The organism is Parabacteroides sp. An277, assembly GCF_002159645.1.
Lineage (GTDB): Bacteria > Bacteroidota > Bacteroidia > Bacteroidales > Tannerellaceae > Parabacteroides.
In genome coordinates this window covers 43,500-64,058 of record NZ_NFJB01000002.1, presented here as the reverse complement: position 1 = coordinate 64,058, position 20,559 = coordinate 43,500, and the positions used below count along the sequence as shown (strand labels likewise).

Annotated in this window: 21 protein-coding genes; 11 read left to right on the top strand and 10 right to left on the bottom strand. The window is 47.9% G+C overall.

Annotation, left to right across the window (positions count from 1 at the left end; translation table 11 throughout):
* Positions 1–13 precede the first annotated feature (13 nt).
* The 4 genes from B5F77_RS01225 to lptB all read right to left on the bottom strand — a co-directional run bounded on the left by B5F77_RS01225 (position 14) and on the right by lptB (position 4,390).
* On the bottom strand, positions 14–892 hold the full coding sequence (locus tag B5F77_RS01225; protein WP_087326453.1) for an Rpn family recombination-promoting nuclease/putative transposase: 879 nt from the start codon (positions 890–892) through the stop codon (positions 14–16).
* 148 nt (positions 893–1,040) lie between these two features.
* Positions 1,041–2,282, bottom strand: coding sequence for a DUF2264 domain-containing protein (locus B5F77_RS01220; protein WP_162607932.1), 1,242 nt, complete (start codon positions 2,280–2,282; stop codon positions 1,041–1,043).
* 3 nt (positions 2,283–2,285) lie between these two features.
* A complete protein-coding gene (locus tag B5F77_RS01215; RefSeq protein WP_087326450.1) occupies positions 2,286–3,488 on the bottom strand; it encodes a glycoside hydrolase family 88 protein in 1,203 nt (400 codons plus the stop codon).
* Between the two features lie 149 nt (positions 3,489–3,637).
* Positions 3,638–4,390, bottom strand: a complete 753-nt coding sequence (gene lptB / locus B5F77_RS01210; RefSeq protein ID WP_087326447.1) for an LPS export ABC transporter ATP-binding protein — start codon at positions 4,388–4,390, stop codon at positions 3,638–3,640.
* 201 nt (positions 4,391–4,591) lie between these two features.
* Between lptB and B5F77_RS01205 the strand changes: the two genes are divergently transcribed.
* The 10 genes from B5F77_RS01205 to B5F77_RS01160 all read left to right on the top strand — a co-directional run bounded on the left by B5F77_RS01205 (position 4,592) and on the right by B5F77_RS01160 (position 12,467).
* Positions 4,592–5,470 (top strand): permease-like cell division protein FtsX, encoded by an 879-nt coding sequence (locus B5F77_RS01205; RefSeq protein ID WP_087326444.1) that lies wholly within the window; start codon positions 4,592–4,594, stop codon positions 5,468–5,470.
* Positions 5,471–5,488: 18 nt separating this feature from the next.
* Complete coding sequence (locus tag B5F77_RS01200) at positions 5,489–5,728, top strand: DUF3098 domain-containing protein (RefSeq protein WP_087326441.1); 240 nt, start codon at positions 5,489–5,491, stop codon at positions 5,726–5,728.
* The gene (locus tag B5F77_RS01195; protein WP_087326438.1) at positions 5,725–6,561 is read left to right on the top strand and encodes an undecaprenyl-diphosphate phosphatase; all 837 of its coding nucleotides are present in this window, start codon (positions 5,725–5,727) and stop codon (positions 6,559–6,561) included. Before B5F77_RS01200 ends, B5F77_RS01195 begins: the two co-directional genes overlap by 4 nt.
* A complete protein-coding gene (truB, locus tag B5F77_RS01190) occupies positions 6,561–7,265 on the top strand; it encodes a tRNA pseudouridine(55) synthase TruB (protein WP_087326435.1) in 705 nt (234 codons plus the stop codon). Before B5F77_RS01195 ends, truB begins: the two co-directional genes overlap by 1 nt.
* A complete protein-coding gene (gene queA, locus B5F77_RS01185) occupies positions 7,262–8,314 on the top strand; it encodes a tRNA preQ1(34) S-adenosylmethionine ribosyltransferase-isomerase QueA (RefSeq protein WP_087326432.1) in 1,053 nt (350 codons plus the stop codon). Before truB ends, queA begins: the two co-directional genes overlap by 4 nt.
* Positions 8,314–8,790, top strand: a complete 477-nt coding sequence (gene folK / locus B5F77_RS01180) for a 2-amino-4-hydroxy-6-hydroxymethyldihydropteridine diphosphokinase (RefSeq protein WP_204244936.1) — start codon at positions 8,314–8,316, stop codon at positions 8,788–8,790. Before queA ends, folK begins: the two co-directional genes overlap by 1 nt.
* Before the next feature lie 203 nt (positions 8,791–8,993).
* Entirely contained in the window at positions 8,994–9,176 is a 183-nt protein-coding gene (locus B5F77_RS01175) for a hypothetical protein (protein ID WP_087326426.1), read from the top strand.
* Positions 9,177–9,398: 222 nt separating this feature from the next.
* Positions 9,399–10,685, top strand: a complete 1,287-nt coding sequence (gene metK / locus B5F77_RS01170; protein ID WP_087326423.1) for a methionine adenosyltransferase — start codon at positions 9,399–9,401, stop codon at positions 10,683–10,685.
* A 64-nt stretch (positions 10,686–10,749) separates the two neighbouring features.
* Positions 10,750–11,787, top strand: coding sequence for an aspartate--ammonia ligase (asnA, locus tag B5F77_RS01165; RefSeq protein ID WP_087326420.1), 1,038 nt, complete (start codon positions 10,750–10,752; stop codon positions 11,785–11,787).
* A gap of 17 nt (positions 11,788–11,804) precedes the next feature.
* The gene (locus tag B5F77_RS01160) at positions 11,805–12,467 is read left to right on the top strand and encodes a uracil-DNA glycosylase (protein WP_087326417.1); all 663 of its coding nucleotides are present in this window, start codon (positions 11,805–11,807) and stop codon (positions 12,465–12,467) included.
* Between the two features lie 107 nt (positions 12,468–12,574).
* Here the strand turns inward: B5F77_RS01160 and B5F77_RS01155 are convergent, their stop codons facing one another.
* The 3 genes from B5F77_RS01155 to B5F77_RS01145 all read right to left on the bottom strand — a co-directional run bounded on the left by B5F77_RS01155 (position 12,575) and on the right by B5F77_RS01145 (position 14,414).
* On the bottom strand, positions 12,575–12,958 hold the full coding sequence (locus B5F77_RS01155; protein ID WP_087326414.1) for a DUF3127 domain-containing protein: 384 nt from the start codon (positions 12,956–12,958) through the stop codon (positions 12,575–12,577).
* Between the two features lie 89 nt (positions 12,959–13,047).
* Positions 13,048–13,404, bottom strand: a complete 357-nt coding sequence (locus tag B5F77_RS01150; RefSeq protein WP_087326411.1) for a MerR family transcriptional regulator — start codon at positions 13,402–13,404, stop codon at positions 13,048–13,050.
* Between the two features lie 26 nt (positions 13,405–13,430).
* Positions 13,431–14,414, bottom strand: coding sequence for a M23 family metallopeptidase (locus B5F77_RS01145; RefSeq protein WP_087326408.1), 984 nt, complete (start codon positions 14,412–14,414; stop codon positions 13,431–13,433).
* 96 nt (positions 14,415–14,510) lie between these two features.
* Between B5F77_RS01145 and alaS the strand changes: the two genes are divergently transcribed.
* On the top strand, positions 14,511–17,141 hold the full coding sequence (gene alaS / locus B5F77_RS01140) for an alanine--tRNA ligase (protein ID WP_087326731.1): 2,631 nt from the start codon (positions 14,511–14,513) through the stop codon (positions 17,139–17,141).
* 628 nt (positions 17,142–17,769) lie between these two features.
* Here alaS and B5F77_RS01135 read toward each other — a convergent pair.
* From B5F77_RS01135 to B5F77_RS01120, 3 genes are all read right to left on the bottom strand, one after another.
* Positions 17,770–18,147, bottom strand: a complete 378-nt coding sequence (locus B5F77_RS01135; protein ID WP_087326405.1) for an endonuclease domain-containing protein — start codon at positions 18,145–18,147, stop codon at positions 17,770–17,772.
* A 386-nt stretch (positions 18,148–18,533) separates the two neighbouring features.
* Entirely contained in the window at positions 18,534–19,307 is a 774-nt protein-coding gene (locus tag B5F77_RS01130; RefSeq protein ID WP_087326402.1) for a DUF6261 family protein, read from the bottom strand.
* A 554-nt stretch (positions 19,308–19,861) separates the two neighbouring features.
* Positions 19,862–20,557, bottom strand: a complete 696-nt coding sequence (locus B5F77_RS01120) for a DUF4493 domain-containing protein (RefSeq protein WP_087326396.1) — start codon at positions 20,555–20,557, stop codon at positions 19,862–19,864.
* Positions 20,558–20,559: the final 2 nt, after the last annotated feature.

The following is a 20,559-nucleotide window of genomic DNA, read 5'->3' as shown; positions in this document are numbered from 1 at the left end:
TTATAATAATATCTTATAACTGCTCTATCTCTTCCTCTGTAAGACCCGAGCAGATGGCTATTGTCTGAATAGGCAAGCCTTGTTGTTTCATTTGTTTAGCCACACGCCGTTTCTCTTCTTGGATACCTTTATCCACACCTATTTGAATACCTTCCTCGAAACCTTTCTTTTCGCCTTTTTCGACGGCAAAATCGTATATGTTCTTGCTATCTCGGTAGATTTTCAGGGCATACCTGTATTGGTCCAACTCTTCCGGCGTATAATTTGCCAACCGACCCGCCTGAAGAAGCTTCGTGAATTTCGAATCCTTCGTGAAAGGAAAGTATATTGCATTTACGTCCATGTACTCCATATTTTTAATTAAATATATCCATAACTCACTGTCGTCCACGCATTCCATGGCGGATTTGTTGAACTTCGGAAGTTCGATGAAGATGTCTCGCATCTTCGGGTTGTAGATTTCGCCGGAATCCAAATCCGTTATCCCTACGTCCGTCCGGTACTTGTCCATCGGCTTGTCTTTGTGCAAAACGAAATTCAACAAGTAGATGCTTATCACCGGCAAAATATCAAACTTCCATGCTTCGCCCTGCTCGCCTTGTTGCGCAATGCACATGCAATCGTAGAACAGCGCCCTGTCTTTAAAGTATTTCTGTTCCGCATATTGCATCTCGACAATGAAATGCGTCCCGTCTTCGTCCGTGCAATATACATCCACCAACACCTTCCGGTTCCGTGGACTGGACGGCAACCATTCCGGATTGCGGGGTTCCACCTTCTTCACGACACGTTCGCCGCGAAGCATATCATTCAAGAAAGCGCGCAACTGTTCCCTGTCTGAAAACGCCTTCTTAAAGCTGTAATCCAGCTTCATATCTACATATCCTGCCATAGCTAAGGATGCTTTTAAATGGTTCCGCCAATAGTAGCGTAGGGCAAAGATACGAACTTCTTTTCGGAATGCAAGCAGTTAGGAGCTTGTTTTTGAATACAAAGGCACGGAGAGATTCCTTTTTCTTTCCGTGCCTCCTTTTTTTGTGTTAGGGTTTCAATGCACTATCAGCAGGGACGTTGATACCATTCCAGGCTTTGAGGTTCGTCCATTCAACCGACGGGCTGTTCCAGAAAGCATCGTCGGGCGGCAGACCGAGTGCCAAGAAGCCCGTGGCACATAGATAGGCGCTTCCGGTGTTGATATAAGTCTCGGCCATATCAATTTGTGCGCCGGTAAAACCAACTCGGAGCCACCCCTCCGTATCGAAGTTCGCTTCCGATTGAAATTGCCGATAAATGACCGCTGTCAAAGCGCAACGGACTTGCGCCGGAACAAGTTGGGTCGGCAACTGGTGCAAGAGCGAAGCCTGTGCCAACGCATGGAAAACGCCGGTGCGGTAGACAATCGATCGGCCGACTACCGGGAAAGTTCCTTCCGGAGAGATGAAACGTTCCAACTGGGCCGCATAGCGCGTCAAGCGTTTCATCTGCTCGGGAAGGAAGTCGCGGCCTTCCATTCCGTGTTTTTGCAAGACAAGCAAGACGTCCGTCAGCATGGGGTGAATCACGAAACTATTATAATAATCTTGATGGAAAGCAGGACCGTCGCCATAGAGCGCATCGCCTTTGTACCAATCGTCACGGAAACGTCGGACGCCATATAGCAATCGTTCGGTATCGCATTCGCCGGTTAATTCCAAAAGTGTAGCTTCAATCATCGACGCAAACAGGAGCCAGTTGTTTTCCCAAGGTTTGATTTGCCGGCTACTCTTTAAGGCGGCTATCAGATTTGCCTGCGCTTCAGGACTTAAATTAGCCCACAATTGCGTTGGGGCACGTAGTAGTCCTTGCGCCAGGAAGGCGGCATCTACCAAAGGCTGGTATGGCTCTTGAAACTCTAAGAAGTCGGGCGATGCAGGGTCTACAGCATGGGTCAGTCCCTTTACGGCGAGGTCGATGTATTTTGCCCGAAGTTTTCCTTCCGGCGTATCGTCCGGACCCAATTCTAACCAAGGAGCTATGCCGCAAATCAACCGGCCGACTGCCTCCAAGTGGGAGAATTTCCGTCGACTTGAATCTTTGGATTCGTAAGGCATTTCCGCCTTTAAGGTTTGCTGGCTTAGGTTTGTCAGTACTGGGTCGGCAATCTTTACCAATTGTTCAACCCATATTTCCCGTTGCATTTCACCCGAGGCTTGGGCTATGGCTGGTTGGGCTTGTACCTTACTCACAAACCATAAACAGAGGCAAAGAAGCCATCCTTTTATTATCCATCTTTGCTTTCTCATATCTTACTCTTTTACCTCATGTTTCAAACGCATCAATGCTTCTACATAATAGTAGTCTGCATAACTGAGGGGCACGTCCACTTCGCTGTTGCCCGGTAGGTTTCCAGTACTATGCATCAGGATAAAGTCGCAATTTGTACCCGGTTCGGCCAAATAGGCAGGCGAGGAGAGCGAACGAATCTGTGCTTCCGCATAGTCAAGGCATTGCTTCCCGAACGCATCCGGGCATTGCTTGCTTAATTCAATCAGGGCAGAAGCCATAATTGCAGCGGCGGAAGCATCGCGCGGAACGTTCGGAATCTTCGGGTCGTCTAAATCCCAATACGGTACTTTGTCTTCCGGCATTCGCGGATGATTCATTAAATATGTGGCAATATGTTTAGCCTGTTCGAGATAGGTCGGTTTCTGAGCTTCGCGGAACATCATGGTATAGCCATACAAAGCCCAAGCCTGTCCGCGAGCCCAAGCTGATTCGTCGGCATAACCTTGGTGGGTTTGTTTGATGTGCGGCTTAGCGGTCAAGGTATCATACGAAACAACGTGATAGCAACTATAATCGGGGCGGAAATGATTCTCCATCGTCTTGTCGGCGTGAGAAATAGACATCTGCGTATAAGTACTATCGCCCGTCATCTTCCCCATTTCCATAAGGAATTCCAAATTCATCATATTGTCGATGATAACCGGATATTGCCATTTGTCTTTGCTGAAGTCCCATGAGCGAATCAACCCGACATTCGGATTGAAACGGGTAGCCAACGAACGGGCACCCTCTTCCATAACCTCTTTGTAATGTGGATTCTTTGTGAGGCGATACCCATTTCCAAAGCTGCAATTCAGCATAAAGCCCAAATCGTGGCTATAGGTAATCTTCTTGGCCGGTTCTACGCGGGCCGTGTATAGTTCGGCGTATTGCTTTAATTCCTCCGAAGGGTTGTTTTCATACAAATACCACAATACACCGGGGAAAAAACCGCTACACCACCAGGAGTAGTTGCTCGTCGTTAGCGTGTCATTTTTAATAGATGTCGGGAGTTGCCCCTCTTTCGATTCCAGCGTCTTGGCCATGAGGAGAGATTGTTCCGTAGCGCGGTTCAATCCACGTTCAATTACTTCTTGAATCGGCTCTTCTTTCGGCCCGTTTTGACAAGCAAATAAAGTTACTCCAGCCAACAAACAGGCGGCATAATACGATACTTTCTTCATGATATAAAACTATTATTTATCCGTTATTTAAATATTCTGTTCGATTTATAACTAATATCCCTTCCGATTATAACGAGAATCGTTTTTGTTTATCACTATAATCAAAACGGATGATACCTATGTTTTCCATACATTAATATATATAAGCATCAGAGGTCTTTCTTTCGGAGGATAAAGTCTTTTCCCAAATACTTTTCGCGCACGATGGCATTCTCGGCCAATTGTTCGGCTGTACCTTGGAAGAGTACTTTGCCTTCGAAAAGAAGATAGGCACGGTCACAAATACTAAGCGTTTCGTACACGTTGTGGTCCGTTATCAAAATGCCGATGTTCTTATGGCGAAGTCGGGCGACGATGGTTTGGATGTCTTGCACGGCAATCGGGTCGACACCGGCAAAGGGCTCATCCAGCATGATGAATTTCGGATTAATGGCTAAGCATCGAGCAATCTCTGCACGACGGCGCTCGCCACCAGAGAGCCTGTCTCCTAAGTTTTTCCGCACCTTTTGTAGTCCGAATTCCGTAATCAGGCTTTCCAGCTTCTCGTGTTGCTCGTCGGGTGTTGTGTCGGTCATCTCCAATACGGAACGGATATTATCTTCTACTGTCATTTTCCGGAAGATAGAAGCTTCTTGCGCCAAATAACCAATTCCGCAACGTGCCCGTTTATAGACCGGGAATTTAGTAATCTCCATCTCGTTAAGGAAAATCTTTCCCTCGTTGGGCGTCACCAATCCTACGGTCATGTAAAAGGTTGTCGTTTTGCCAGCTCCATTAGGTCCCAGCAAACCTACAATCTCGCCCTGCTTCACGTTAATAGAAACATGGTTTACCACCGTGCGGGCTCGATATTTCTTTACCAAGTCCTCCGTTCGAAGGACCATTTGTTGTTCTTCCGCCATAATCTTTATCTTTTGCGTGCAAAGAAACGAAATAATTTGCAAATACCATGTACTTCCGAGGCGGGAAGCTGCCTTAGGACGTTAAATAACTCAAAAAGCATCGTTATATCGCGAAATATTTGTTCTTTTGCAAGAAAATTAGGAGAAATGTGTCCGAAGCATTTCTCTTTTTTGTCTGATGCATCTAATTATAAGGATTAAATGGCTCGTACGAGGAGAATTAATACTGTTTCTTTTTTTCATTCCCGCCTTACTGCTGTAGTAAGTATAGCATTGGTATTGTTTCTATTAGGGCTTATATTCCTGATGGGGATGTTGGGCAACAAACTTTCGGTGTATGTGAAAGAGAATATGTCTTTCTCTATCGTATTGAAAGATAACGTGAAAGAGGTCGATATCCAACGGATGCAAAAGAAATTGGAAGCGCAACCCTATATTAAATCGACCGAATATATCTCGAAGGAGATGGCCGCCCGAGAGTTGGAAGAAGAATTGGGCGAGAATCCAGAAACCTTCTTAGGATTCAATCCTTTGCAAGCCTCTATCGAAGTCAAGCTTCGCTCGCAATATGCCAATCCGGATAGCTTGCGGCTCATCGAAGACCAAATCAAGCAATATACATCCGTTTCCGAACTGCTTTACCGCAAGGACATGCTTGAATTGGTACAACATAATATGCATAAAATCGGGTTCATCCTGTTAGGTTTGGCGGCGGTGTTGATGGCTATTTCGTTTGTGTTGATTAGCAATACCATCCGGTTGTTAATCTATTCCAAGCGTTTCCTTATCCATACGATGCAATTGGTAGGGGCTACGGCCGGGTTTATCCGTTGGCCATTTGTGCGTTATAACTTGATAAGCGGATTTATTGCTGCTATTTTGGCAATATGTATGCTGACAGGTGCGTTATATTATTTGCAATCAGAATTGGCGGGCTTTATACAATTATTGGATATTCCGACGTTGTTAATCGTATATGGTGTGGTGCTGGTATTGGGGCTTCTCATATCTGCTATAGCTACCATTTTGTCCGTCAATAAATATTTGCGGATGAGTTTTGATAGATTATATTACATATAAATAATAAAGTAAGGAGAAATGGCAAGAAAGGATTTTGCTTTTGGAAAAGAGAATTTTATCTTAGTATCGGCCTCCATTGTGTTGATTATTATCGGCTTTATGTTGATGAGCGGGGGTGGTTCGGGCGACAATACGTTTAATCCGGAAATATTCGACACGCGGCGTATTGTAGTAGCACCGGTTGTTGTTATGCTTGGATTTATCGGTGTGGCGATAGGAATAGTTAAGAATAGCAAAGAGAAACAGACGGAAGAATGAATATTCTTGAAGCGATTATCATAGCGATAGTAGAGGGACTGACTGAGTTTCTGCCCGTTTCTTCTACCGGGCACATGATTATTACTCAAAACTTGCTGGGCGTAGAAAGTACCGACTTTGTAAAGGCCTTTACCGTGATTATCCAGTTTGGCGCCATCCTGTCTGTCGTCTGCTTATATTGGAAGCGGTTCTTCCGCTTGAATAAGGGTAAAGTGACAGACCTGAAGAGTTTCTTATATAAATTTGATTTCTATTGGAAGCTTTTGGTCGCCTTCCTTCCAGCTGCAGTCATCGGTTTTTTGTTCAGTGATTTAATCGACTCGATGTTGGAGAATGTATGGGTAGTGGCCATTATGCTGGTAGTCGGAGGTATTTTCATGCTCTTTGTGGATAAGATATTCAATCATCCGGATGCATCTGATGAAATGACCGAAAAGAAGGCATTGACGATTGGATTCTTTCAATGCATAGCCATGATTCCGGGTGTTTCGCGTTCGATGGCGACTATCGTAGGCGGTATGGCACAGCGTTTGTCGCGGAAAGCAGCGGCCGAGTTTTCTTTCTTTTTGGCCGTCCCGACTATGTTTGCCGCTACGGCTTATAAGATGTTGAAGCTTTTCTTAGAACCGAACGGGGCAGAGATACTAAGCGAAAATATAGGTGTGTTGCTTGTGGGTAATGTAGTGGCCTTTATCGTGGCGTTGTTGGCGATAAAATTCTTTATAGGCTTTGTCACGAAATATGGATTCAAGGCTTTTGGATATTACCGCATCATTGTGGGGGGTGTTATTTTGGTGATGATGTTAATGGGATATAATTTGCAACTTGTCTGATGGATTTCTTAGCTGGAGAGGTTTTGTATTTTAATAAACCGTTAAAGTGGACTTCGTTTGATTTGGTGAACAAGTTCCGCTATAAGCTTTCGCGGAAATTGGGTGTCAAGAAAATAAAGGTTGGACATGCCGGCACGCTCGATCCGTTGGCTACCGGTGTGATGATTCTCTGTACGGGAAAGGCGACCAAGCGCATCGACGAATTCCAATACCAGACGAAAGAATACGTGGCGACGCTCAAGCTGGGCGAGACGACGCCGTCGTTCGATTTGGAAAAGGAGGTAGATGCAGTGTATCCGACGGAACACATCACGCGCGAGCTGGTAGAGGAAACGTTAAAACATTTCATAGGCAAGATTGAACAGGTGCCCCCTGTTTTTTCCGCTTGCAAGATTGAGGGCAAACGGGCGTACGAATTGGCACGGAAAGGGGAAGAGGTCCCGCTCAAAGCCAAGACGCTGGTGATCGATGAAATCGAACTGCTCGAATGTGCGCTTCCGGTGGTGAAGATTCGTGTCGTATGTAGTAAAGGAACTTATATCCGGGCGTTGGCGCGCGACATTGGCGAGGCGCTTCATTCTGGAGCCCATTTGATTGCGTTGGAACGGACGCGCATCGGCGATATTACCTTGGATTGCTGTTTGAATCCGGAAGAAATAGATGATTTTTTAAATGAAAAGATAGAAAAGACAAATACAATATGAAGCTCTCTCAATTTAAATTCAAATTGCCGGAAGAACTGATTGCGTTGTATCCGGCGAAAAACAGGGATGAATCCCGCTTGATGGTAGTGCATAAGAAAACGGGCGAAATCGAACACCGTATTTTTAAGGACATTCTCGATTATTTTGGAAACGGGGATGTGTTTATTTTCAACAATACGCGCGTTTTCCCCGCTCGTTTGTATGGAAATAAGGAGAAAACGGGGGCGCGTATCGAGGTGTTTCTCCTTCGCGAATTGAATCCGGATTTGCGCTTGTGGGATGTGCTGGTCGACCCGGCCCGCAAAATCCGCATCGGAAACAAGCTTTATTTCGGGGATGACGACTCGATGGTGGCAGAGGTAATCGATAATACCACGTCGCGCGGTCGCACGTTGCGTTTCTTGTATGATGGAGACCATGATAAATTTAAACGGGATTTGTATAATCTGGGCGAAACGCCGCTTCCGAAATACATCAATCGCCCGGTCGAACCGGACGACGAGGCGCGTTATCAGAATATCTTTGCGACGGAAGAGGGTGCCGTAGTGGCTCCTGCCGCCGGATTCCATTTCAGTCGCGAACTGATGAAACGCCTTGAAATCAAGGATTGCCGGTTTGCGTTCTTAACGATGCACAGCGGATTGGGTAATTTCCGCGAAATCGATGTCGAGGATTTAACGAAACATAAGATGGACTCGGAGCAGATGATTATCAACGCAGACGTGGTGGAGACTGTCAACCGGGGAAAGGACGAAGGCCATCAAATTTGCGTGGTCGGCACGTCGGTGATGCGGGCGGTCGAAACAGCCGTTTGCACGGACGGCCATCTGAAAGAGTATGAAGGCTGGACGAACAAGTTTATCTTCCCGCCCTACGAGTTTGGCGTGGCCAGCAGCATGGTGACGAATTTCCACATGCCGCTCTCTACGCTCCTGATGATGACCGCGGCGTTTGGCGGTTATGAACTCATCATGGAGGCATACGATGTGGCCGTCAAGGAGAAATATCATTTCGGCGCGTATGGCGACGCGATGTTAATTATCGATTGATGAAGGCTTACCTCGGGTTGGGTTCGAATCTCGGCAACCGGCGACGGAACCTCATCACCGCCGCTGCGTTGCTGGCCGAACGGGCGGGCGACGTGCTGGCCCTCTCTTCGTTTTACGAGACGGAACCGTGGGGGTTCGTGTCGGAAAACAGATTCTTGAATGCGGCGTTGGCGTTGGAAACATCGCTCTCGCCGTTTGATTTGTTGCGTCTTACGCAAACAATCGAGCGCGAGATGGGGCGAGCGGCAAAGAGCGCACAGGGGATTTACCACGACCGCCTCATCGACATCGACCTCCTCCTTTACGGCGACGAGGTCGTCCGTTCCGCCGAGTTGGAAATTCCGCATCCGCACTTGCACGAACGCCGTTTCGTCTTGGAGCCTTTGCGGGAGATTGCGCCCTTTCTCCGCCATCCGCTTTTAGGGAAAAATATAGAAGAATTGTTCCGAGATTTTACTAAATCTACGCAGGAGTAAAATCTCTGTTGTAGATTTTACTAAATAGAAGCGGAAGTAAAAGCCAGATGCTGGATTTTACTAAATCTGCGTGGAAGTAAAAGCCAGATGCGAGATTTTACTCAATAGAAGATAGCGTAAAATCTCGATGAAAATATTTACGCATTCTTAGCGTAAGTAAAATAGCAGGTAAAGCATAAACGAAAACAAAGAAAGGATAAAAAATGAACGAAATCGAACGCGCCATGACGGGCCATGGCCAAGTATTTAAAAAAGCAGCGGAAGAAAAAGACGGGAAGCCCCGCCTGAAGGATTTCCTGCGCGGGACGCACGGCTCCGGAGCCGCCAAGATGCGTGCCGGCTTCAAACTGAAAAAAGCCCTGCGCAACACAAAAAAGAAAAAATAATCGGCACAAAGCGTTGCCGATTTGTTTTTGATTCGTATCTTTGTCGCGAATTTGACGTGTGGATAGATTTGTATTGCTTGCAACCACTGGAAAAAATGCTAAAAAACATCTCTCTTTTCAAGCGTGCCGGCCGGCAAAACCGATTTTCCTAAAGCGTCTGTTTGTTTTATTAACCGGATTGGAAATGTCAATTTTCAATTCTCAATTTTCAATTTAAAAGCAATGAGTTATTTATTTACCTCCGAATCGGTGTCGGAAGGACACCCCGATAAAGTAGCCGACCAAATATCGGATGCTTTGCTGGACGAGTTTTTGGCATACGACAAAGACTCGAAAGTAGCTTGCGAAACCCTTGTTACGACCGGGCAGGTCGTCTTGGCGGGAGAAGTTAAATCAAAAGCGTATGTGGATGTGCAAGACGTGGCGCGGCGCGTCATCGAACACATCGGATACACCAAGAGCGAGTACCAATTCGAAGCCAAATCATGCGGCGTCTTCTCGGCCATCCACGAACAGAGTGGCGACATCAACCGAGGCGTCGAACGCGAGAACCCTTACGACCAAGGCGCGGGCGACCAAGGCATGATGTTCGGATATGCCACCAACGAGACAGCCAATTACATGCCTCTTGCCCTGGATTTGGCGCACAGCCTCCTCTGGGAACTGGCTACCATCCGCAAACAGAACTCCGTCCTGATGCCTTACCTGCGTCCGGACGCCAAGAGCCAAGTCACCATCGAATACGACGACAACGGGAAACCGCTGCATATCGATACCATCGTCATCTCGACGCAACACGACGAGTTCATCGAAGCCAAAGGCATCACGCAAGAGGAAGCCGACAACGCGATGCAGAAACGCATCGAGCAGGACGTGAAGACGCTCCTCGTACCGCGCGTCAAGGCGCAATATCCGGCAGAAGTGCAAGCCCTCTTCGACGAGCAGACGAAATATTACGTCAATCCGACGGGTAAATTCGTCATCGGCGGACCGCACGGAGATACGGGCTTGACCGGACGTAAAATCATCGTGGATACTTACGGCGGAAAAGGAGCGCACGGTGGAGGTGCCTTCTCAGGCAAAGACCCCTCGAAGGTGGACCGCTCGGCAGCCTACGCCGCTCGCCATATCGCGAAGAATCTCGTAGCAGCAGGCGTGGCAGATGAAATCCTCGTGCAGGTATCCTACGCGATTGGCGTGGCAAAACCGATGAACATCTACATCAATACCTTCGGCCGCTCGCATGTGAACCTGACCGATGGAGAAATCGCCGCACGCGTCGAGAAGCTCTTCGACATGCGTCCGAAAGCCATCGAGGAACGGCTGAAGCTCCGCAACCCGATCTACTTCGAGACCGCCTCCTACGGACACATGGGACGGAAGCCGCGCGTAGTCCAGAAGATTTTCAATTCGCGTTACAATCCGGCACCCGTAATCTGTGATGTGGAACTTTTTACTTGGGAAAAGTTGGATTACGTAGACAAAGTGAAAGAAGTTTTTGCTTTGTAATGACAAAATGGTTACCTTTGCCGCACATTTATTATAAAGAACGAAAACAAGCAAAAGAACGAATATGAGTTATCTGATTAAACCCGCTGGGTATAAGTCTCTGTTAAACTTATCCCAGACGGAATTAGGCATTAAGGCCATCAAGGACTTTTTTCAGCAGAACCTCTCGTCGGAACTGCGGTTGCGGCGTGTAACGGCTCCTTTGTTCGTGCTAAAGGGCATGGGTATCAACGATGATTTGAATGGCGTGGAACGGGCTGTGACGTTCCCGATTAAAGATTTGGGCGATGCGAAAGCGGAAATCGTGCATTCGTTGGCAAAATGGAAACGCCTGACGTTGGCAGATTATCAGATAGAAGAGGGGTATGGCATTTATACGGATATGAATGCCATCCGCTCGGATGAAGAGTTGGATAACCTTCACTCGCTGTATGTCGACCAGTGGGATTGGGAGCGGGCCATGAAACCGGAAGAGCGCACCATCGACTTCTTGAAAGAGATTGTGGAGCGTATCTATGCGGCGATGGTACGTACGGAGTACCTCGTATATGAAATGTTCCCTGCCATCAAACCCCAGCTTCCGCAAAAGATTTATTTCATCCATTCGGAAGAGCTCTTGCAACGTTATCCTAGTCTGACGCCGAAAGAACGCGAGGATGCTATTACCCGCGAATACGGGGCCGTGTTCATTATGGGTATTGGCGCGAAGCTGAGCAACGGAGAGAAACACGACGGGCGCGCTCCGGATTATGACGATTGGTCGACTCCGACTCCCGACGGGCATGTAGGCTTGAATGGAGACCTCTTGGTGTGGAACTCTGTGTTGGGGCATGCGCTTGAGCTCTCCTCGATGGGAATCCGCGTAGACCGTGAGGCGTTGCTTCGTCAGTTGGCGCTTACGGGTACGGAAGAGCGCAAAACGCTTTATTTCCACCAGCGTCTTTTGAACGACGAATTGCCTCAGAGTATCGGGGGTGGTATCGGACAGAGCCGTTTGTGTATGTTCTATCTCCGGAAAGCGCATATTGGCGAGATTCAATCCAGCATCTGGCCGGACGAGATGCGGAAAGAGGCGCGTGAAGCCGGTATTTATCTCATTTGAAAATAGCAAGCAATCTTATGGACGTAAAAATAGAATCCAGCTGGAAAAAGCAATTGGCCGACGAGTTTGAAAAGCCCTATTTCAAGGAGCTGACCGACTTTGTTCGGCAAGAGTACCGGACGAACACGGTTTATCCGCCGGGCGCTTATATCTTCAACGCTTTTGCCCATTGCCCGTTCGACCGCGTGAAGGTCGTTATCCTGGGACAAGACCCTTACCATGAGCCGGGCCAGGCGCACGGCCTCTGTTTTTCCGTCCAGGATGGAACTGCTTATCCTCCTTCGCTTCAGAATATATTCAAGGAATTGGAGGCGGATTTGGGCAAACCGGTTCCTCCGAGCGGTAACCTCCTTCGCTGGGCGGACCAGGGCGTATTGCTGTTGAATGCGACGCTCACCGTGCGTGCGCACCAGGCCGGTTCGCATCAAGGACGCGGGTGGGAGACGTTTACCGATGCAGTCATCCATCGCTTGGCTGAAGCGCGTCAGCACTTGGTGTACATTTTGTGGGGTTCGTATGCACAAAAGAAAGGGGCGTTTATCGACGGAAATTGCAACCTCGTGCTCCGTTCGGCGCATCCGTCGCCACTTTCTGCCTATCGCGGTTTCTTCGGAAGCAAACCTTTCAGCAAAACAAACGATTACCTGCTGGCTACGGGGCAGGAGCCGATTGATTGGTAACGAATGCCGCCAGAGGTAAATAACCGGTCAGGCTATTCCCAAAACACAACAAAGGCCAAAGGGGTACGATTTGTACCTGCTTTGGCCTTTGTCGTATAAAGCCTTGTTTAGAAAGGTAGGTCGTCGATGGGATTGGCCGGACCGAAATCGGGGGCTGCCGGGGCAGAAGGCATCACTTGCTCGGGCGTAATGCCTGCCGCAGAAGCAGGATTGGCCGATACGACAGCTCGTTCTACTTTCCATGCATTGATACTTGTAAACCAACGTCCTTGCCATTCGCGACTATCGATATCAAACGATACGGTCAACTCTTCGCCCGGCTGGATAGCAGCTTGGGCAATGCGGTCGGCACCAAAGATTTGGAAACATATCTTCTTCGGGTATTGGTCATGCGTTTCAAGTACATACTCTTGTTTTTTCCATGCGTTTCCGGCTTTGCTGACGCCCTCTTGTGCGGGAAGGACTGCGATAATTTTTCCTGTAATTTCCATGATTCTATCTATTATATGTTCATAAATTCAAAAGAATGGGCGAAGATACGGTTTTTTCGCCGAATCGTGTGCCTGTTTACCTCTCTTTTTTATGTGTTGGGAGTTGGATTGCGCGAATCGATTAGTTCGAATGCCTCTTTGAGTTGCAGCAATTCGGCTTTGATGTGTTTCAACCGATTCACGATTTCCACTTGGCGAATCACGCCCTCTTTGTTTTCACGAAGTTTTTTGCGGGCACCCGCCAAGGTTAATCCTTGTTCCTTGAGTAGATAATGCACGATGCGGACCGCCTCGATATCCTCCTCCTTATAAAAACGGGTTCCTTTTTCATTCTTGCGCGGATTGATGATGGGAAATTCCTTTTCCCAGTAGCGAAGGGTCGAATCGTTCAGGTTAAACATCTGGGAAACTTCCCGTATAGAATAATAAAGTTTTTTTTCGTCCATTGGTGTCCAATCTCCCTTTAATTCATTTAATCCATTACTTGGCCGTGGTTTTCGGCGATTTGAATCATGCGGTCGTACTCTTCGGGTGTGAGGTCCATGTAGTAGTATTTGGCCGGATTATCATATCGTCCGCGTACGATGACTTCATAATGCAGGTGCGGGCCGGTTGATTTGCCGGTATTACCCACTTCGCCGATGACTTGGCCGCGCGTGACGCGTTGTCCCACCCGGACTTTATATTTGCTCATGTGCCCATAGAGTGTCTGAAAGTCATACCCATGGTCGATGATGACGCAATTACCGTATCCCTGTTTCCAAGCAGAATAAATCACTTTTCCGTCGCCTGTCGCATAAATCTCCGTTCCTATTTTGGCCGAGAAATCCATGCCGCTATGGAAATGGGGGGTGCGGTAAACCGGGTCGATACGCATTCCGTAACCCGAGGCGGTCTGTTTCAGGTCTTTGTTGGAAATAGGCTGGATGGCCGGGATGCATTTCATCCGTTCTTCTTGATTTTTCCCCATTTCGATAAGTTCTTCCAGCGAATTGGATTGCACGTAAAGTTGTTTGCGGAGCATATCCATTTTACGGGTTGTCGAAACAACCAGCTCGGAGTTGGAAGCTTCCATTAATTGTTTGTAGCGGTTTGTCCCGCCAAAGCCCGATTTGCGAATGGATTCCGGAATCGACTCTGCTTGGAAGATGGCGCGATATAGGTTTTCATCCCGTTGTTGGATGTCGTCCAAGATTTCCATGGCGTTGTTCAACCGCAAATCGAGTACCTCATATTGCGTTTGAAGAAGGCGGTTCTCTTTTTGGAGGCGTGATTCGCGAGGTGAATCAATGACGTACATCATGACGAAAAAGGTGGCAATTCCGAACGCGATGCCTGTACTTAAATGACGTAATACCGAGAATATCCGGTCTTTAGCCGATGGATAGACCCGTTCGTAGTCGAGGGTGTTCGGATTGTACCGATAATATGTTTTTCTACTTTTAAAGAGTTTCATCGAATATTTTATTGCTTTGAATAGCTGCAAAAATAATAATTTGCTGTACTTTTGCAAATTGTTTTTCAGAATATTAACGAGAACTATAATAAGACAATGATGACAGCAAACGAAATTCGTGAATCTTTCAAAGCTTTTTTTGCTTCGAAAGGACACACTATCGTGCCTTCTGCACCTATGGTGATTAAAGGCGACCCGACGTTGATGTTTACCAATGCCGGTATGAACCAGTGGAAAGACGTGATTCTGGGAATTCGGGAACCGGAACCGCGCCGCCGTGCCGATTCGCAAAAATGCTTGCGTGTGAGCGGAAAACATAACGACTTGGAGGAAGTGGGACATGATACGTATCACCACACTATGTTTGAGATGCTTGGCAACTGGAGCTTTGGCGATTATTTCAAAGAGGGCGCCATTGATATGGCGTGGGAATATTTGGTGGATGTATTGCACCTCGACCCGGCGGATCTTTATGTGACGGTGTTCGAAGGCTCGAAGGAGGAGAATCTCGAACGGGACGACGAGGCTGCCGGTTATTGGGCAAAGCATGTTCCTGCCGACCATATTATCAATGGCAATAAGCATGATAACTTCTGGGAGATGGGCGATACGGGGCCTTGTGGTCCTTGTTCGGAAATCCATCTGGATTCGCGTACACCGGAAGAGAAGGCACAAGTGCCCGGACGTGAATTGGTCAATAAGGATAATCCGCAGGTGATTGAAATTTGGAACCTTGTCTTTATGCAATACAACCGTAAGGCGGATGGTTCGCTGGAGAAACTCTCGATGAACGTGATTGATACAGGTATGGGTTTCGAACGCTTGGTGCGGGCTTTGCAGGGGAAACATTCGAACTACGATACGGATATTTTCCAGCCCATTATCCGGGAGATTTCGCATCTGACGGGAAAAGAATATGGCCAAGAGGAGGATGTAGATGTTGCCATGCGCGTCGTAGCCGACCATTTGCGGGCCGTGTCGTTCTCGATTGCGGATGGGCAGTTGCCTTCGAATGCGAAGGCGGGGTATGTGATTCGCCGTATTTTGCGTCGTGCCGTTCGGTATGCGTATACGTTCTTGGGGCAGAAAGGGGCGTTCATGTATCGCTTGCTTCCGGTCTTGACGGAACAGATGGGGGCTGCTTATCCGGAATTGGTGGCGCAGAAGTCGCTTATCGAGCGTGTAATTAAGGAAGAAGAAGAGGCTTTCCTCCGTACGTTGGAAACGGGTATTCATCTTTTGGATAAGAAGATGGAAGAGACCAAGGCGGCGGGTAGCCAGACATTGAGCGGCTGCGATGCCTTTACGTTGTATGATACCTACGGTTTCCCGCTCGATTTGACCGAATTGATTCTGCGCGAACATGGCATGGAGGTCAATATCGATGAGTTCAACGTTGAGATGCAAAAACAAAAGGAACGGGCTCGTCATGCGGCTGCGGTCGAGACGGGTGATTGGGTGACGCTGAAAGAGGGCGAAACGGAGTTCGTGGGCTATGATGTCTTCGAATGTGATGCCGAAATCCTCCGTTATCGTCAAATCAAGCAAAAGAACAAGACGTTGTACCAGATTGTCCTCGACAAGACGCCGTTCTATGCCGAGATGGGTGGTCAGGTAGGCGATACGGGTTGGTTGTTGAATGGCGCGGAAAAGATAGCTGTGGTCGATACCAAACGCGAGAACAACTTGCCGATTCATTTCGTCGAGAAGTTGCCCAGCGATGTGACGGCGGTCTTTACGGCAAAGATAGATGAAAAGAAGCGTATCCAAACCGAATGCAACCACTCGGCTACGCACTTGCTCCACGAAGCGTTGCGCGAAGTCTTGGGTAAGCATGTGGAGCAGAAAGGTTCGTATGTGTCACCCGAAGCGTTGCGTTTCGACTTCTCCCATTTCCAAAAGGTCACGGACGAAGAACTTCGCCGCGTAGAGCGTTTGGTGGGCCAAAAGATACGTGCCGATTATAAGTTGGAAGAGCATCGCCACATGCCGATTGCCCAAGCCCGGGAGATGGGTGCCATGGCGTTGTTTGGCGAGAAGTATGGCGACGACGTGCGTGTCGTGAAGTATGGTACGTCCATCGAGTTGTGTGGTGGTACGCATATCCCGTCGACCGGCATGATTGGTTCTTTGCGTATCGTATCGGAGAGTTCGGTAGCGGCTGGCGTGCGTCGTATCGAGGCGGTGACGGCGGAAGGGGCTGAGGCATTCAATTACCGCCAGCAGGATGTCTTGCACGAGTTGAGCGCGATGTTCAACAATGTCCCGAACTTGACGCAAACTATCCGCAAGTCTATTGAAGAGAATGCGGGATTGAAGAAAGAGGTAGAAGGGTATATCAAAGAACGGCTCCAGCGCATGAAGCAGCATATCTTGGAGGGGGCTATCGAGCGTAATGGCGTGAAATACCTTATCCTCAAAGGTATCAACGGACGTATGGAGAATATCAAGGATATGGCTTTCCAACTCAAAGGTGAGCTTCCGGCTGATGAAAAGGTTTGTTTCGTAGCTGGTTTCCAAGAGGGCGAGAAGGCATCGCTCGTCGTCTTCCTGACCGAACCGCTCATTGCGGAGGGCCTGAACGCGGCGAAGCTGGTCCGCGAGGCAGCGAAACATATCCAAGGCGGCGGTGGCGGTCAACCGCATTTCGCAACAGCCGGAGGTAAGAATCCGGAAGGCATCCTGGCGGCTGTCGATGAAATCATCAAGCTGGTGGGAGAGAAGTAAAACGCTCGGAATAAATAGAGAAAACGCAGGGTCTCGCACAGAGGCTCTGCGTTTTTTAATTTTGGCCTGGATGGGAACGAATCGTGTAGTGGCCACGCGCAAAAAATACTAGCAGAAAAGGAGGTGTATCTAAATGCTATCTGAAAAGCTCCCCTGCTTTTAGGGGAGCTGGCTCGCGTAGCGAGACTGAGGGGTTAAACTCTCATAATAAGAAACAACCCCTCACCCCTACGGGGAGCTCCCCTAAGGGCGGGGAGCTTTTCAGTTACTTTTTGATCACATTTTCTTATTTATGATACATCCTCTCCCCGCAGGGGGTGAGGGGTTATTATTTATTGAGAGTGTATGAACCCCTCAGTCTCAGCTATCGCTTCGCCGGGGGTGTATCTAAATGCTATCTGAAAAGCTCCCCTGCTCGTAGGGGAGCTGGCTCGCGTAGCGAGACTGAGGGGTTAAACTCTCATAATAAGCAATAACCCCTCACCCCTACGGGGAGCTCCCCTAAGGGCAGGGGAACTTTTCAGTTACTTTCTGATCACATTTTCTTATTTATGATACACCCTCGTCTTTTCAGATAGCATTTCGGTACACCCCCTTTTCAAATAGCTTCAAATATGCTATACAATTCTCAAATTGTATTCTTGGATTGTGCAAATTCGCGTATGGACTCCAATATGCCTTCGGGATTATCAAAAACGACGCAATTTTCAAAATGTAACACATGTATGCCGTTCCTTTTTAAATACATAGAACGTGCTTCATCATACGATTCCATCTCTTCAGAAAAATGATATTCGCCATCCAATTCAATGGCCAACCGTAAAACGGGGCAATAAAAATCCAAAACAAACGGCCCGACTCCAAACTGCCGACGGAATTTAAAACCACCTACCTGTTTACCTTTCAACATTTGCCACAGCGTTACTTCCGCCGAGGTCATGTTCCTCCTTAGCTCTCTACGAAACAGTTTTTGTTCCGGCAAGTTAAATTTTTGTTCTTTTTCCATGCGTAAAGATATTGATTTATTAATACAAGGTGTATATCAAAAGAGAGTGTATCATAAATAAGAAAATGTGATTAGAAAGTAACTGAAAAGGGGATGTGTCGAAATGCTATCTGAAAGCTATCTGAAAAGCTCCCCTGCCCTTAGGGGAGCTGGCGAAGCGATAGCTGAGACTGAGGGGTTTATACACACAAAGAAAACAACCCCTCACCCCTGCGGGGAGCTCCCCTACGGGCAGGGGAGCTTTTCAGTTACTTTCTAATCACATTTTCTTATTTATGATACACTTTTTAGATAGCATTTCAGTACACCCCCCTTTTCAATGACTTCTTAATCCTATTTCCCTATTCCGGCACGCCCTATTGGGATGAGGGACCCTATGTATAGGTTCATACGTTTGCCTCTTCTCCTGTTTCCGGAGCAGGAGTTTCCTCCTTTTCGTTGGCCAAGCGGGTGCGGCGGGCTTTCACGATGGCCTTCGCGCGGTCGATATGGTCATTCACCGCTTCGATGAAGTCCACATATTCCGCTTCGCCTACATATACGACGGCGGCATTGATTACATTTGCCAAATTGCGGTATGCCTCTTCGGCTTTTCGGCGTACGGCTTTCGTTTGGCCTAACGTCTTAGCGCCGCGTGTTGCGGCCCGGTTGTGCAACGCCTCTTCGTATGCCTCCTCGGCATCATTCAGTTCATCAATCCAAGGACCCAAGTTGAACGTTTCGCGGATGATAGATTCCGAATACGAATTTACGTCATTCAACAGGTTATGTAACAAAGAGGTCTCTGCTTCTTGTCCGAGTGAGAGCGGACTGCCATAGCGTTCGAAGTCTTTCATCACCAACTGTGCATATTCCCGTATAGTCTCGTCGGGATGTTCGCACATCACTTCCGTAAAACGGAAGGCATTATACCATGCGCGGTCGCGCCTGTCGTCGCAGGCCGTTATCTCCGCGGTTGCGTCCTTGGTATCGGTCGGAGCCAATGCCCGGTCGTATTCCTCGAAAGATTCCGTGAATGCCGTACGGGGTACCGTGAGGGGCGATGTCCCCTCTTCTGGGTCGGCCGGTAATTTGGATAACTCCGTATGTACGAATTTCATGAATGCAAAAGATTCATCCTGACGCAAAGCTGTCAATTCTATGTTCTTCAATGAAATCATAAGAAATAAAGTTTAATAATTACGTTGTCAAAGATAGGCATTCTTCTTTGATTTTTCCTAAAAAAGAGGGGGAAAAGTGCCCCGACGGCTTCATTTTTCTCACGACGGAGCTTTCCGGGTGCCCCGACGGCTTCATTTTTCCCACGACGGAGTTTTCCGGGTGCCCCGACGGCTTCATTTTTCTCACGATGGAGCTTTCCGGGCTCCCCGACGGCTTTATTTTTCTCACGACGGAGCTTTCCGGGTGCCCCGACGATTCCATTTTTCTCACGATGGGACTGTCCGGGCACTCCGGATAGGATAGTTCATCAAAAAGTAATTGAAAGAGGGTGTCCATACATCCATTATGACACACCCTCTTTCAGATTGTATTTCGGAACACTTGTAGCTGCAGGCCTCGCTTCGCTTCGACCAACAGCTAAGCACAGCAGCCCTCTACGAGGACTTTTTTTATTTCTATAACGGGCCTCGAAGAGGTCCCATCTTCAGGTAGCCGTGGGTCGAAGCGGAGCGAGGCCTGCGGTGGTATCCAATTTCATTCCCTTCAAATAGCTTTATTTTTCTACTTGCAGGGATTTTGTAGCCAGCGAGTAGGTGACGGTGTAAATCGTACCGTCATTAATGCTTTCTTCTGTACCTTCTCCATAACTACCACTCGTCTCCACATCTTCGTTATCCTCATTCTTCGCACTTAACGTATAAGAGAGGGGTGTTGCCTTATCTGAAATATCAAAATATGCGGTTTCTCCTGTCCCAATATTACGAGTTGTGCTATTATAGGTAACAGAGAAGGAATAATCTGTAAAATAAGCGATGTTGGCTGTGAAGGTAACACCGAAGTTTATCATCGGGACTTGGATAGGTTGTTCTTGGTCTTGTTCTTGTTCTTCAATTGTTGTCGTTTTACCTTCCTCAATCACGACCTGTTTCGTGTGCTTATAATAATGTTGGGCGGCATCGGCTTTATCCTTATAAGCCTTGTTGTAGATTTCGAGCGTATACGTGCCCGGCGGACAAGAGATGGTTTCCGCATACTTGTATTCCTTTGTCGTTCCATCTTCTGGAGTCAGAGCTACAATCAAATCGTCCGTCTCGCCTGCCCGCGTGGAGATAAGTTGCACATCGCTGGCCTCGACCTCGACCGCCGAGAGGGATAAATAACCCAGTGCTTGCGCGCCCAGAGGAAGCTCTTCCTGTTGGCAGGCTGCCAACAGGAATAATGTTGCTATATATAATATTGTATGTTTCATAT

Coding starts and splice junctions, on each gene's coding strand:
- B5F77_RS01215 (WP_087326450.1), bottom strand. CDS start 3,488: ATGAAGAAAGTATCGTATTATGCCGCCTGTTTGTTGGCTGGAGTAACT.
- B5F77_RS01130 (WP_087326402.1), bottom strand. CDS start 19,307: ATGATTTCATTGAAGAACATAGAATTGACAGCTTTGCGTCAGGATGAA.
- B5F77_RS01225 (WP_087326453.1), bottom strand. CDS start 892: ATGGCAGGATATGTAGATATGAAGCTGGATTACAGCTTTAAGAAGGCG.
- truB (WP_087326435.1), top strand. CDS start 6,561: ATGGATTTCTTAGCTGGAGAGGTTTTGTATTTTAATAAACCGTTAAAG.
- queA (WP_087326432.1), top strand. CDS start 7,262: ATGAAGCTCTCTCAATTTAAATTCAAATTGCCGGAAGAACTGATTGCG.
- B5F77_RS01155 (WP_087326414.1), bottom strand. CDS start 12,958: ATGGAAATTACAGGAAAAATTATCGCAGTCCTTCCCGCACAAGAGGGC.
- folK (WP_204244936.1), top strand. CDS start 8,314: ATGAAGGCTTACCTCGGGTTGGGTTCGAATCTCGGCAACCGGCGACGG.
- B5F77_RS01160 (WP_087326417.1), top strand. CDS start 11,805: ATGGACGTAAAAATAGAATCCAGCTGGAAAAAGCAATTGGCCGACGAG.
- B5F77_RS01195 (WP_087326438.1), top strand. CDS start 5,725: ATGAATATTCTTGAAGCGATTATCATAGCGATAGTAGAGGGACTGACT.
- B5F77_RS01135 (WP_087326405.1), bottom strand. CDS start 18,147: ATGGAAAAAGAACAAAAATTTAACTTGCCGGAACAAAAACTGTTTCGT.
- metK (WP_087326423.1), top strand. CDS start 9,399: ATGAGTTATTTATTTACCTCCGAATCGGTGTCGGAAGGACACCCCGAT.
- B5F77_RS01150 (WP_087326411.1), bottom strand. CDS start 13,404: ATGGACGAAAAAAAACTTTATTATTCTATACGGGAAGTTTCCCAGATG.
- B5F77_RS01120 (WP_087326396.1), bottom strand. CDS start 20,557: ATGAAACATACAATATTATATATAGCAACATTATTCCTGTTGGCAGCC.
- asnA (WP_087326420.1), top strand. CDS start 10,750: ATGAGTTATCTGATTAAACCCGCTGGGTATAAGTCTCTGTTAAACTTA.
- B5F77_RS01145 (WP_087326408.1), bottom strand. CDS start 14,414: ATGAAACTCTTTAAAAGTAGAAAAACATATTATCGGTACAATCCGAAC.
- B5F77_RS01220 (WP_162607932.1), bottom strand. CDS start 2,282: ATGAGAAAGCAAAGATGGATAATAAAAGGATGGCTTCTTTGCCTCTGT.
- B5F77_RS01205 (WP_087326444.1), top strand. CDS start 4,592: ATGGCTCGTACGAGGAGAATTAATACTGTTTCTTTTTTTCATTCCCGC.
- lptB (WP_087326447.1), bottom strand. CDS start 4,390: ATGGCGGAAGAACAACAAATGGTCCTTCGAACGGAGGACTTGGTAAAG.
- B5F77_RS01175 (WP_087326426.1), top strand. CDS start 8,994: ATGAACGAAATCGAACGCGCCATGACGGGCCATGGCCAAGTATTTAAA.
- alaS (WP_087326731.1), top strand. CDS start 14,511: ATGATGACAGCAAACGAAATTCGTGAATCTTTCAAAGCTTTTTTTGCT.
- B5F77_RS01200 (WP_087326441.1), top strand. CDS start 5,489: ATGGCAAGAAAGGATTTTGCTTTTGGAAAAGAGAATTTTATCTTAGTA.